Source organism: Spirillospora sp. CA-294931 (assembly GCF_050946795.1).
Lineage (GTDB): Bacteria > Actinomycetota > Actinomycetes > Streptosporangiales > Streptosporangiaceae > Spirillospora.
The window spans coordinates 9,157,852-9,170,189 of record NZ_CP192006.1; the positions used below are offsets into that span (position 1 = coordinate 9,157,852).

At 68.5% G+C, this 12,338-nt stretch carries 9 protein-coding genes; 5 read left to right on the forward strand and 4 right to left on the reverse strand.

All coding sequences use genetic code 11. The features are described 5' to 3' along the window. Positions 1-410: 410 nt before the first annotated feature. Both ACQPY4_RS41615 and ACQPY4_RS41620 read right to left on the reverse strand, forming a co-directional pair. The gene (locus tag ACQPY4_RS41615) at positions 411-2,897 is read right to left on the reverse strand and encodes a transglycosylase domain-containing protein (RefSeq protein ID WP_433330925.1); all 2,487 of its coding nucleotides are present in this window, start codon (positions 2,895-2,897) and stop codon (positions 411-413) included. A 258-nt stretch (positions 2,898-3,155) separates the two neighbouring features. Then, positions 3,156-3,539, reverse strand: coding sequence for a DUF5318 family protein (locus ACQPY4_RS41620; protein ID WP_433330927.1), 384 nt, complete (start codon positions 3,537-3,539; stop codon positions 3,156-3,158). A 196-nt stretch (positions 3,540-3,735) separates the two neighbouring features. On the opposite strand from ACQPY4_RS41620, the gene ACQPY4_RS41625 reads away from it, so the two are divergent. The 4 genes from ACQPY4_RS41625 to ACQPY4_RS41640 all read left to right on the forward strand — a co-directional run bounded on the left by ACQPY4_RS41625 (position 3,736) and on the right by ACQPY4_RS41640 (position 8,981). After that, positions 3,736-4,353 carry a helix-turn-helix transcriptional regulator gene (locus ACQPY4_RS41625; RefSeq protein WP_433330929.1) on the forward strand — a complete coding sequence of 206 codons (618 nt, stop codon included), beginning with the start codon at positions 3,736-3,738 and terminating at the stop codon, positions 4,351-4,353. 70 nt (positions 4,354-4,423) lie between these two features. Further along, positions 4,424-5,503: an inositol-3-phosphate synthase gene (locus ACQPY4_RS41630; RefSeq protein ID WP_433330931.1), complete on the forward strand. Its 1,080-nt coding sequence runs from the start codon at positions 4,424-4,426 to the stop codon at positions 5,501-5,503. 163 nt (positions 5,504-5,666) lie between these two features. After that, positions 5,667-7,445: an ABC transporter substrate-binding protein gene (locus ACQPY4_RS41635; RefSeq protein WP_433330933.1), complete on the forward strand. Its 1,779-nt coding sequence runs from the start codon at positions 5,667-5,669 to the stop codon at positions 7,443-7,445. A 234-nt stretch (positions 7,446-7,679) separates the two neighbouring features. Continuing rightward, positions 7,680-8,981 (forward strand): MFS transporter, encoded by a 1,302-nt coding sequence (locus ACQPY4_RS41640; RefSeq protein ID WP_433330935.1) that lies wholly within the window; start codon positions 7,680-7,682, stop codon positions 8,979-8,981. Here ACQPY4_RS41640 and ACQPY4_RS41645 read toward each other — a convergent pair. Next, complete coding sequence (locus ACQPY4_RS41645) at positions 8,974-9,417, reverse strand: MarR family winged helix-turn-helix transcriptional regulator (RefSeq protein ID WP_433330937.1); 444 nt, start codon at positions 9,415-9,417, stop codon at positions 8,974-8,976. The genes ACQPY4_RS41640 and ACQPY4_RS41645 overlap by 8 nt on opposite strands. A gap of 136 nt (positions 9,418-9,553) precedes the next feature. On the opposite strand from ACQPY4_RS41645, the gene ACQPY4_RS41650 reads away from it, so the two are divergent. Further along, positions 9,554-10,924 (forward strand): MFS transporter, encoded by a 1,371-nt coding sequence (locus tag ACQPY4_RS41650; protein ID WP_433330939.1) that lies wholly within the window; start codon positions 9,554-9,556, stop codon positions 10,922-10,924. 4 nt (positions 10,925-10,928) lie between these two features. Here ACQPY4_RS41650 and bioA read toward each other — a convergent pair whose 3' ends face one another. Next, the gene (gene bioA / locus ACQPY4_RS41655; protein ID WP_433330941.1) at positions 10,929-12,242 is read right to left on the reverse strand and encodes an adenosylmethionine--8-amino-7-oxononanoate transaminase; all 1,314 of its coding nucleotides are present in this window, start codon (positions 12,240-12,242) and stop codon (positions 10,929-10,931) included. Positions 12,243-12,338: the final 96 nt, after the last annotated feature.

Consider the following 12,338-nt stretch of genomic DNA (forward strand, 5'->3'; position numbering starts at 1 on the left):
CCACCCGAACGCGGAGGCGGGCCTGGCATCCGTGAGTTATTGGGTACGCCGCGTGAGCCCTCGTTACCGCCGGGCCTGCCGGGCCCTCCGGGTCGTCCCGGCCCCCTGCGGGCGGGGCCGTCTCCGTATTCCGGTCCGTACTGGCTTGGGTTACTCACGCGACCTCATCAACTGGGGTACGGCTGTGCGTCGTCCGAGCGTACTGCGCCGCCTGCTGCACAAGGGCTCAGAGGGTTCGCCTCATGACCAACTTCCGTGCGCGCGAATAACGCTCGCACCCGCGGGTCATGGCATCTCCCAATCGTTTTCCTACGTCACCAGGACGTGTGGATGGAACGCTTCGTTTACATGGCTGCGGCCGGCCACGCCCGCGAGGACGAGACCGGCCGCCGCCAGGTCATGACATAACGCTACTCATCCCGGCGTGGGTTTTGCTGCGTTTGCTGTGCTTCTGGCCATATAGGACCATCTTCGTTGTCACCCGGGTCACCTCCACCCCCGTTGCCCTTGCGGCACGCGGGATGGTCGGGGTGTGAGTTACACCACCATTTCGGCGGGTTCTGCGACGGGGGCTTGTTGGGGTCGCAGTTCGGGTTCGGGAACGGCGTCTGGCACGGGGGCTTGTTCCCCTGGTTGGGGTCGCCGCCGCCACCCTCCTGGCATCGGGGGTCGAACTGGCCCCACGGCTTGTCACACCACTTGGGCCGCTCGTCCTCCTTCTTCTTCTTGGGCGGCTTGGGGACTTCGGCCCACTTCTGCTGGGACCCGACCCACGCGGGCGGCGGGAACTGGTCGACCGGCGTCCCCCGGGTGGCGTCGGCCATGTAGGCGTTCCAGATCTTGGCCGAGATGGTTCCACCCACGACTTCGGTGCCGTTGATGATGACCGGATCGCGCTTGCCGTTGAACATCGTCACGGCCGTCGAGATCTTCGGGACGTAACCGACGAACCACGTCGCGATGTTGTCGTCGGTGGTGCCGGTCTTGCCGGCCACGGGACGGTCGGGCAGCGCGGCGGGCACCGCCGTACCGCCCGGCTTGACGACCTGCTGGAGCGCGTGGGTGACGTCCTGGGTGATCGGCCCGGAGATCGCCTCCTCCTTGTGCGTCCAGCGCAGCCGCTTGAACTCCTTGCGGCCGTTCTTGACGTCGAGGACCTTCTTGATGACGTGCGGCTGGTGGTACGTGCCGCCGTTGGCGAAGGTCGCGTACCCGGCGGCCTGCTCGATCGCGCGGACGTCGTTGATGCCGAGCGCCAGGCCGACCTGCCCCCGGAACGGCTTCACCTGGGAGGGGTCGATTCCAGCCGACACGGCGGTGTCGGCCACCTTGGGCACGCCGGTCTTGAGGGCCAGCTGGACGTAGGCGGTGTTGGCCGACTCCTTGGTGGCCTTCACCAGGTCGATCGCGCCCTTGGCGTTATGGCTGTTGGGGAACGGCCCTACGCCCTGCCCCCGGGGGACGACCTTGCCCGTCCCGTCGAACCACATGCCGGAACGGCCCTCGACCAGGCTCTTCAGGCTGAACCCTTGCTCCAGCCCGGCCGCGAGGACGTAGGGCTTCATGGCCGAACCCGCCTGGGCCGACCCCTGCCAGACGTTGTCGACGTTGTCGTCCAGATAGTTCGGGCCACCGTAGAAGGCCTCGACCTCACCGTTCTTGGTGTTGACCGAGACCAGCCCGAGCCGGACGTTCTTCTTGGCGAGCTTCTTGGGGTTGACGCCCGAGACGGTCTCTTCGACGGCCTTCCTGGCGTAGATCATCTTCTTGTAGTCGAAGGTCGTGACGACGTGCAGGCCCTGGTCGGTGAGGACCTTCTCCGGGATCCCCTGGCGTCCGAGCTCCTTGATGGCGCGCTTGATCATGAAGCCGCGCTGGTTGCCGAACATCTCGTAGCCGCCGCTCTCGCGGGTCTTGGGGAGGCGCTTGCTGTAGGTGTCGAACTGCTGCTGGTTCAGGGCGCCGGTCTTCAGCATCCCTTCCAGGACGTACCGGTAGCGGGCCTCGGTCTGCTTGACGGCCTGCTTGTCGTCGCTGTCGGGGTCGAACTTGCCGGGCTGCTGGATGATCGCGGCGAGCAGGGCGCCCTGGTCCGGCTTGAGCTTCTGGACCGTCGTCTGGCGTCCGAAGAACGCGCGCGAGGCGGCCTGGACGCCGTAGGCGTTGCGGCCGAAGTAGATGGTGTTGAGGTACTGCTCAAGGACCTTGTCCTTGCTACCCAGCTCCTGTTCGAGCTTGACCGAGATGAACAGCTCCTTGAACTTGCGGCTCATCGTCCGGTCGTTGTTGAGGTAGTAGTTCTTGGCGAGCTGCTGGGTGATGGTCGAGCCGCCCTGCGTCTCGCCGCCGGAGAGGTTCTTGTAGACCGCCCGGGAGATGCCCTTGATCGAGAAGCCGTTGTCGGTGCGGAAGCTGCGGTTCTCCGCGGCGATGACCGCGTCCTCGACATGGTCGGGGACTTGCTGGATGGTGACCATCTCGCGGTTCTTGCCGATACGGCCGATCTCGGTCTTGCCGTCCGCGTAGTAGAAGATCGCGGCGGTCTTGGTCACATCGGAGTTGCCCACCTCGGGGACGGGCGTCTTGGCGTAGGCGACGCCGATCAGCGTCAGGAGCCCGAAGAAGCCGAGGACGCCCACGCCCATCAGGGCACGCCACGGGGGGACGTAGCGGCGCCAGCCGGTGCGCTTGATGCCGCGTCCCAGCAGGATGCGCTTCCAGCCGGTGCGCTCCTGGAACCCCGCCCCGGGACGCCGTCCCGGCCCGCCGGGGCCGCCCGGCCCGCCGGGCCCTCCCGGGCCTCCTGGACGGCCGGGGCCTCCGGGGCCGCCTGGATGGCCGGGGCCGCTGCTGCGGGGGCCGCCGAAGCCCGGGGGTGGGGACGGGTTGGAAGACATGGGGGGACCGGGTGGGGTCCCCGGCCCACCGGGGGCGCCGGGACTGCCGAAGCGGGGGGTGTTCTGCCCGCCCGGCCGCTGCGACCGTGGTTCTGGTCGGGGCTGGCTTGGGTTACTCACGCGACCTCATCTACGGGGTTACGGCTGTGCGTCCGTCCGAAGAGTACTGTGCAGGCTGGTGAGCGGGTGACGGCCGTGCACGTAGGGGCAATGTCCAGTTTGGGAGTTGTTTCCTCGGCGGCAACGGGGCTCGGGGAGCTATCCGCGCTGGCTACGAGGCTCCTCTCCGTGTCCGAGCACGTAGGACACACTCAGATGGTTCCAGGCGCAACTTTGGCATACTTCGACCACATACACCCGGAATTCTCCGTATTCACGTTCCATGGCCGCGAGCTCCGCGGCCCCCTTGACGCGGCCCTCGTAGCGGCCTAGTTCGTCCCCGTATACGTAGGTCACGTGCGTGAGCCGTTCGCGCTCGCATACGGGGCAGGGCTTGTCGGTCGGCTCGCCGTGATGGCGGGCGGCGCGGAGGAGATAGGGGTGGGCGTCGCAGGCGTCGTCCCTGGTCACGTGGCCCGAACGGAGCTCGGCCAGCGCGGCCCGCTTCGCCAGGCCGTAGTCCACGACGAGCCTGGGCCTCATGGGTGGTGTCTCCGACCCCACATGGCAGCAGGGTACGACGCGTCCCGGTCGTTTGGAAGATCACCAAAGGCCCTACTCGCGGACCCGGGGTTGCCAAGATTCCGGGACCTACGTATCTTTGCGATGTATCGAGTCGATACATTCACTCGATACATCAGTTCGAGACATCGGCATCTGCGGCGGAAGCGGGACGGACATGGGCAGGAAGGGTGCGGGCGTGCTCGAGCTCGCCGTCCTCGGCCTGCTCCACGAGTCCCCCATGCACGGCTACGAGCTGCGCAAGCGGCTCAACATGCTGCTGGGCATGTTCCGCGCGTTCTCCTACGGCTCCCTCTACCCCTGCCTCAAGCAGCTCCTCGCCAACGGGCTGATCATCGAGGACAGGCCGCCCGAAGAGCCGAACGTGGCGATCGCCCTGCAGAGCCGCCGATCGAAGATCGTCTACAAGCTCACAGCCGAGGGCAAGGAGCGGCTCCAGGAGCTGCTCACCGAGGCCGGTCCGGCGTCGTGGGAGGACGAGGGGTTCGGCGTTCACTTCGCCTTCTTCTCGCACACCCGCGCCGACGTCCGGCTGCGCATCCTCGAAGGCCGGCGCAGCCGGCTGGAGGAGCGGCTGGAGGGCGTACGCGCCGCGCTGGCGCGGACCCGGGAACGGGTCGACAGCTACACCCTCGAGCTGCAGAACCACGGGCTCGAGTCCGTCGAACGCGAGGTCAGATGGCTCAACGAGCTCATCGGGCGCGAGCGGGCGGAGCAGGAAAAGGCCAGGACGTCAGGAACGACTCAGGACATGCCCCGGGAGACGGACGGCTGACCGGCCGGGCCGCCCCGGGGGCGGGTGAAGAAACACCACGTGTTCCGCAAAGTAGAGAAGGAGCAACCGGATGAGTTCGGTGCGCGTAGCCATCGTCGGTGTGGGGAACTGCGCCGCTTCGCTCGTCCAGGGCGTCGAGTACTACAAGGACGCGGACGCCCAGGCGCGAGTCCCGGGTCTCATGCACGTCCAGTTCGGCGAGTACCACGTCGGTGACGTGGAGTTCGTCGCGGCGTTCGACGTGGACGCGAAGAAGGTCGGCATGGACCTCTCCGAGGCCATCGTCGCCAGCGAGAACAACACCATCAAGATCTGCGACGTCCCCCCGACCGGCGTCACCGTGCAGCGCGGCCACACCTTCGACGGCCTCGGCGAGTTCTACCGCCAGATGGTCGACGAGTCGGACGCCGCCCCGGTTGACGTCGTCCAGGCGCTCAAGGACGCGCAGGTCGACGTGATGGTCTCCTACCTCCCGGTGGGCTCCGAAGAGGCCGCCCGGTTCTACGCGCAGTGCGCCATCGACGCGGGCGTGGCCTTCGTCAACGCGCTTCCGGTCTTCATCGCCAGCGACCCCGAGTGGGCCGAGAAGTTCACCAAGGCGGGCGTGCCGATCGTCGGCGACGACATCAAGTCGCAGGTCGGCGCCACCATCACCCACCGCGTGATGGCCAAGCTGTTCGAAGACCGCGGGGTCGAGCTGCTGCGCACGTACCAGCTCAACTTCGGCGGCAACATGGACTTCATGAACATGCTGGAGCGCAAGCGCCTCCAGTCCAAGAAGATCTCCAAGACCCAGTCGGTCACCTCGCAGATCCCGCACGAGATGGCCAAGGCCGACGTGCACATCGGCCCGTCCGACCACGTGCCGTGGCTGGACGACCGCAAGTGGGCCTACGTCCGTCTCGAGGGCAAGTCGTTCGGCGACACCCCGCTGAACCTGGAGTACAAGCTCGAGGTCTGGGACTCCCCGAACTCGGCCGGCGTCATCATCGACGCGGTCCGCGCCGCCAAGATCGCCAAGGACCGCGGCATCGGCGGCCCGATCCTGTCGGCCAGCTCGTACTTCATGAAGTCGCCGCCCGTCCAGTACACCGACGAGCAGGCGCACGAGGCCGTGGAGAGCTTCATCCGCGGCGAGGTCGAGCGCTGATCCCACGCTGAGAGCCTGGTCACAGGGCGCCCTGACCGGTGGACATCCACCGGTCAGGGCGCCCTTACTTCTATAAGGAAAATGGGGATGTAGCGGCCGTTGTCACGCTCTGCCTTTACAGTGACACCGCCAGTGACGTAAATCGTAGGGCGAGGGGTTTCCGATGGCTCGCGAGGTACTGAAGGTGACGGCGGGGCTCGCCGGGCTCACGGTGGGGCTGAGCGCGTGCGGCGGCGGGGGAGACACGGCGTCCCACGCGGGCGCCCCCCGAGACGGCGGAACGCTCCGGATCATCGGGTCCTCCGACGTCGACCATCTCGACACCGCCAGCGCCAACAGCGTCGGCGCCTTCGGCCTCAACCGCACCTACGCCAGGACGCTGTTCGGCACCAAGGCGTCCAACGAGTTCGCCGAGACCATCCCCGTCCAGGCTGACGTGGCGGCGGCCGTCCCCAGCCGCGAGAACGGCGGCATCAGCAAGGACGGCCGCACCTACACGATCAGGCTCCGCCGGGGCGTCCAGTGGAACACCGTCCCGCCGCGCCCGGTCACCGCCCATGACTTCGAACGCGGCCTCAAGCGTCTGTGCAACCCCGCGTCGCCGTCCCCCGGGAAGGGCTACTACCTGTCCACGATCAGCGGGATGGACTCCTACTGCCGCGGCTACGCCAAGGTCGACGCCAAGAACCCGGGGGCGATGGCGTCCTACCAGAACGGCCACGCGATCTCCGGCGTCCAGCCCAAAGACGCCGGCACGCTGGTCTTCAAGCTGAAGCGCCCGGCCAGCGACTTCCTCAACCTGCTCACCCTGAACTTCACCGCCGCCGCCCCCAAGGAGTACGACCGGTACGTCCCGGACGGTCCCGAGTTCCGGCGCAACACGATCTCCAACGGGCCGTACCAGATCACGTCCTACCGTCCGGGCGGTTCGTACGTGCTGACCCGCAACCCCGTCTGGCGCCGCGAGACCGACACCCTGCGCGGACGCCATGTCGACAAGATCCAGATCACCCTGGGGCAGGACTCGCCGGACACCGTCCAGCAGCAGCTCGAACAGGGCACCGCTGACCTGGCGTGGGACCAGCCCGTCCCGACGTCGGCGATCCCCCGCCTGCGCCGCGACCGCGACCGCCGCTTCGCGATCCGCGACACCCCGAGCAGCAGCCCCTACCTGGTCTTCAACACCCGGAGCCCGCGCAACCAGGGCGCCCTCGCCAAACGCGAGGTCCGCCAGGCCCTCCAGTACGCCGTCGACCGGACGGCCCTGATCAAGCTCGTCGGCGGCCCCGATGTCGCCGAGCCGCTCCACACCGTCATCCCCCCGGGTAACGCGGGGTACGCCGCGTCCAACCGCTACCCCACCCCGGGCGAGGGCGGCGACCCCGGCAAGTGCCGCGAACTCCTGGGCAATACCGCCCACCCCCGCCTCAAGCTCAAGTTCCCGTTCCGCACCAACAGCGTCCACAAGCTGATCGCGGAGTCCCTCCGCCAGAACCTGGCCGCCTGCGGCGTCGACACCGAACTCCAGCCCGACACCGGCGGCAACTTCTACGGCCGGACGATCACCGACCCCGCCCAGGCGACGTCCGGCACCTGGGACATCGCCGCCCCCGGCTGGACGCCCGACTGGTACGGCAACAACGGCCGCTCGATCATCCAGCCGCTGTTCGACGGCCGTACCTACGGCCCCAACTCCACCAACTACGGCGGCTACGACAACCCGCAGGTCAACGGCTCGATCGACGCCGCCCTCACCGCCCGTGACACCGCCACGGCCGCCGGCTTCTGGCAACGCGCCGACCGCCAGATCATGGAGGACGCCGCGATCATCCCCCTCCTCGACCGCGCCCACACGATCTTCCACTCGTCCCGCGTCCAAGGAACCCGCTTCCTCCCCGTAGCCGCCGGCTACGACTACACCCACCTCTGGCTGACCAACTGACCGAATCACCACCATCAGCCCCGACTCTGACGTCGACCCCAAGGTGGGAGTGGACGTGGGGTCGTTCGTTGGCTGCGTCGAGGAGGTCGACCGCGAGGGAGGTCGACGGCTCGGCAAGCACCCCGGGGGGGGTCTTGAAGTTGCGGGTAGGGGCGGCGGCGTGTCTGCTGCTTGTCGTCGTAGAGCCATCCTTGCGAAGGAGTGGGCGGGGGATCGCGGACATAGGGTGATCGAGTGAGGGCTAGCGAGCTTCGGGCGATCGTGGGCGGCCGAGATTTCCGGCGGCTTTACGCGACGCGTCTGACCTCGCAGCTCACCGATGGCGTCTTTCAGGTGGCGCTCGCGGGATATGTGTTCTTCTCGCCCGAGCGTCAGGCGTCGGCGAGCAAGGCCGCGGCGGCGTTCGCGGTGACGCTGCTTCCCTATTCGGCGCTCGGGCCGTTCGCCGGGGTGTTCATCGACCGGTGGCAGCGCCGGCAGATCCTGCTGTGGGCGCCGATCCTGCGCGCCGTGCTGGTTCTGGTGGTGGCGGCGCTGGTCATGTACGAGAACGACGGGATCGCGTTCTTCCTAGGTGTCCTGCTCGTGCTCGGCGTGAACCGGTTCTTCCTCGCGGCCCTGTCGGCGGCGCTGCCGCACGTCGTGCTGCGCGAGCAGCTGGTGACGGCCAACGCGTTCGCGGTGACGTCCGGGACGATCATCGCCTTCCTCGGCGGCGGCCTGGGGTTCCTGATGCGCCAGGTGTTCGGGTCGGGTCCCGAGGGGACGGCCCAGATCCTGGTGTGCGTGTCCGTCCTGTTCCTTCTGGCGGGGACCGTCGCGACGAGGCTTCCACGTCACCGTCTCGGCCCCCATCTGGACGAGGCGCCGTCGCATACGCGTGAGGCGCTCGGCAACGTCATGCACGGGCTGGCGGACGGGGCGCGCCATATCTGGGATCGGCGTCCGGCCGCGATGGCGCTGGCCGCGATCTCCGTGCACCGGCTCCTCTACGGCGTCGTCCTGATCATGACGTTGCTGCTGTGCCGCAACCACTTCACCTCCGACGCCGATACGGGGCTGGAGAACTTCGCGCTGATGCTCGGCCTCTCGGGTGTGGGCTTCTTCGTCGCCGCGCTGATCACGCCGTCGATCGTCCGGCGCAGCGGCAAGCGGGCCTGGATCACCGCGCTTCTCGCCGGGGCGTCGGTCGCGATGCTGCTCTTCGGGCTGCCCTACTCCAAGCCGCTGTGGGCGGTGGGCGCGTTCACCCTGGGCATCGTCTCCCAGGGGGTCAAGCTCTGCGTCGACACCTTTCTCCAGGAGACGATCGAGGACGCCTATCGCGGACGCGTCTTCGCCGTCTACGACATGCTCTTCAACGCCGTCTTCGCCGCCTCCGCCGCGGCGGCCGCCACCTGGCTCCCGGCCGACGGCGTCTCCTATCCGAGCCTTCTCGTCGTCATCGCCGCCTACGCCCTGGCGGCTCTGGCCTACAGATCGGCGTCCCGTCCCGGGCTCTCTGTTTCCGCCGTCGTCCGGGACGTCCCTAGCTGATCGCGGTGGTGAGGGTCGTCACTAGGGGGGCCAGTTCCGGGAGGGCCTGGGCTTGGGTCAGGGCCTTGTCGAGGGTGGCGTCGTGTGTGGGGCGGGCCTGGTCGAGGATGGCGCGGCCCTCGGGGGTCAGTTCGGTGTAGATGCCCCGGCGGTCGTCCTCGCAGAGGTAGCGCTGGAGCAGGCCGCGCTGTTCTAGGCGCGTCACCAGGCGGGTGGTGGCCGAGCGGCTGAGGACGACGGCCCGGGATAGCTGGGTCATCCGGAGGTAGAAGCCGTCCTGGCGGGCCAGGACGTCCAGGACGGTGTACTCGCTCACCGAGAGGCCGTGCTCGCGCTGGAGGTCCTGTTCCAGGTCGTGCTCGATGCACGCGTGCAGGGCGGCCAGGGTGCGCCATCCCTGGGCGCGGGCCTCCGCGGCGTCGTCGGCGATCTCCATGGGCCACCCCTTCTTGCGCATGAGTTGTTGCATGCGGCACTATGACGCTTGTGCAACATGACGCGTATGCAACTATTGCCCACGCCGTTGATTGCGGGCGCTTCAGAACAGACTATCCGGGAGGGGACATGGGGCCATGGTGAGCGAGGTGACCTCGGGAAACGCCGTGCGATGGACGGCGCGGTCCTGGATATCGCTGATGATCTTCAGCGGGGTGATCCTGATCGACGGGCTGGAGAACTCGATGATCGCCGTGGCGATCCCCGAGATCCAGCGGGAGTTCGGGATGAGCGCCGCGACGGCCCAGTGGCTGATCGGCGCCTACATCCTGGCGTTCGGCGGGTTCCTGCTGCTGGGCGGGCGGTGCGCCGACCTGTTCGGACGGCGGCGGGTACTGGTGGTGGCGATGGCGGTGTTCGCCGTCCTGTCGCTGCTCGGCGCGGTCGTGGACGACGGGGTCCTGCTGATCGGCTCGCGCTTCCTCAAGGGGATGGCGGCGGCCTTCACCGCCCCGGCGGCCATGTCGCTGCTGACCGCGACCTTCCCCGAGGGGCCGCAGCGCAACAAGGCGTTCGGGATCTTCAACGTCTTCGAGGCGGCGGGATACTCGTCCGGGCTGCTGGTCGGCGGGCTGCTCGCCGCGCTGAACTGGCGGGCCACGTTCGTCCTGCCGATCCCGATCGCCGTGCTGGTGCTGGTGGGCGCGCTGCGGGTGCTGCCCAAGGACCCGCCGCGCACCGAGCGGCCCCGGCTCGACCTCGGCGGGGCCGCGACGCTGGTCGGCGGGATGCTGTTGATGGTCTTCACGGTCGTGGCCGCACCCGAGGCCGGCTGGACGGCGCCGCGAACGATCATCGGCCTGGCGGTCTCGGGGCTGCTGCTCGCCGCGTTCTTCGCGATCGAGCGGACGGTGAAGGAGCCGCTGATCCGGCTCGGCCTGTTCCGGAACCCGGGCCTGCTGACCGCCAACATCAGCTCCGCCCTCCTGTACGGAGGGGCCATGGGCTTCCAGTTCCTGCTCGCCCTGTACCTGCAGAACCTGCACGGCTGGGAGCCGTGGCAGATGGCACTGGTGCTGCTGCCCGCCGGGCTGATGGTGGTCGTCCTCGGGCCGAGGCTCGGGGCGCTCATGGACAGGTTCGGCGTGACCAAGGTCCTGCTGGCCGGGCTGGTCTCCTTCATCCCGAGCTACCTGCTGATGCTGCGCATCGGGTCCGAACCCGACCTGTGGACGGTGCTGCTGCCCGCGTCGCTGCTGTGGGGCGTGGGCTTCGCGCTCAGCATCGCGGCGCTGATGGTCGCCGGGACCAGCGGCGTGGCCGACGACGAGCAGGGGACGGCCGCCGGGCTGCTCAACAGCTCGCTCCAGGTCGGCGGCGCCTTCGGCCTCGCGGTCGTCACCGCCGCGATCGTGCCCGGGACGGAGCTGTCGATGCTCTACCCGGGGGTCGTGGTCATCCTGGTCTTCGCGGTGCTGACCCTGGCTGCGCAGGCGATCCGCCGCTGACGTCTCAGAGGGTCTCGGCGATCGCGTAGAGGGCGTCGGCGATGTGGTTCAGCTCGTCCTCGGTGCAGATATACGGGGGCATCGTGTAGACGAGCTTGCCGAAGGGACGCAACCAGATGCCGTGGTCCATGGCGAGCTTCTGGACGGCCTCGACGTCGACCGCCTCCCGCGCCTCGATGACCCCGATCGCGCCGAGAACGCGCACATCGGCCACCCCGGGGAACTCCCGGGCGGCCTCCAGGCCCGAGGTGAGGACCGCCTCGATCGTGTCGACCTCGTCCCGCCAGTCGCGGGACAGGAGCAGGTCGATCGAGGCGGTCGCCACGGCCGCGGCGAGCGGATTGGCCATGTAGGTGGGCCCGTGCATGAGCACCCCGGCCTCGCCGGACGTGATCCCGTGCGCGACCTCGTCGGTGCACAGCGTGGCGGCCATGGTCAGATAGCCACCGGTCATCGCCTTGCCGAGGCACATGATGTCGGGGGCGATCTCGGCGTGGTCGCAGCCCCACAGCTCGCCCGTCCGGCCGAACCCGGTGGCGATCTCGTCCAGGATCAGCAGGATCCCGTGCTCGTCGGCCAGCTCGCGCAGTGCCCGCAGATACTCGGGGGCGTAGAAGCGCATGCCCCCGGCGCCCTGGACGATCGGTTCGAGGATGATGCCCGCGAGCTCGCCGGAGTGCTTCTCGACCAGGGATTTCAGCTCGGCCAGATACGCCTCGTCTGGCTCGGCGAGGTAGCCGAGCGGGGGCGGCGGCGCGAACAGATGCCGGGCCAGGACGTCGGAGAAGATCTGATGCATCCCGTTCACCGGGTCGCACACGGCCATGTCGCCGAAGGTGTCGCCGTGGTAGCCGCCGCGGACGGTCAGCAGCCGGTGCCGCTCGGGACGTCCCTGCGAGCGCCAGTACTGGAGCGCCATCTTGATCGCGACCTCGACCGCGACCGAGCCAGAGTCGGCGAAGAAGATCTTGTTGAGCGGCTCGGGGGTGAGTTCGATCAGCCGCTCGGCCAGCCGCACGGCGGGCGGATGGGTGAGCCCGCCGAACATCACATGCGCCATCTTCCCGAGCTGACCGGTCACGGCGGCGTTGAGCGCGGGGTGGTTGTACCCGTGGATGGCCGCCCACCAGGACGACATGCCGTCGATCAGCTCGGTGCCGTCCGCCAGCGTCAGCCGGACGCCCTCCGCCGAAACCACCGGCTCCGCCGGAACGGCCGCCGGCATCGGCGCATACGGGTGCCAGATGTGCTCGGCATCGAACGCCCTCAGCCGCTCGATCTCCGCCGGACTCATCCGCCCCAGCCTGAGCTCGATCACGCCCGACTCCCTCCCTCTACCCCGTCACCACAGCCCTGACCGGCGCCGCCACGGACCCGATCCACATTGTCCGCGTCCACACCGCCACCCGGGGCC

Excerpts from the sequence above, each read along its gene's own strand:
- ACQPY4_RS41615 (WP_433330925.1), bottom strand. The coding sequence starts at position 2,897 with ATGTCTTCCAACCCGTCCCCACCCCCGGGCTTCGGCGGCCCCCGCAGC.
- ACQPY4_RS41620 (WP_433330927.1), bottom strand. The coding sequence starts at position 3,539 with ATGAGGCCCAGGCTCGTCGTGGACTACGGCCTGGCGAAGCGGGCCGCG.
- ACQPY4_RS41625 (WP_433330929.1), top strand. The coding sequence starts at position 3,736 with ATGGGCAGGAAGGGTGCGGGCGTGCTCGAGCTCGCCGTCCTCGGCCTG.
- ACQPY4_RS41630 (WP_433330931.1), top strand. The coding sequence starts at position 4,424 with ATGAGTTCGGTGCGCGTAGCCATCGTCGGTGTGGGGAACTGCGCCGCT.
- ACQPY4_RS41635 (WP_433330933.1), top strand. The coding sequence starts at position 5,667 with ATGGCTCGCGAGGTACTGAAGGTGACGGCGGGGCTCGCCGGGCTCACG.
- ACQPY4_RS41645 (WP_433330937.1), bottom strand. The coding sequence starts at position 9,417 with ATGGAGATCGCCGACGACGCCGCGGAGGCCCGCGCCCAGGGATGGCGC.
- ACQPY4_RS41650 (WP_433330939.1), top strand. The coding sequence starts at position 9,554 with ATGGTGAGCGAGGTGACCTCGGGAAACGCCGTGCGATGGACGGCGCGG.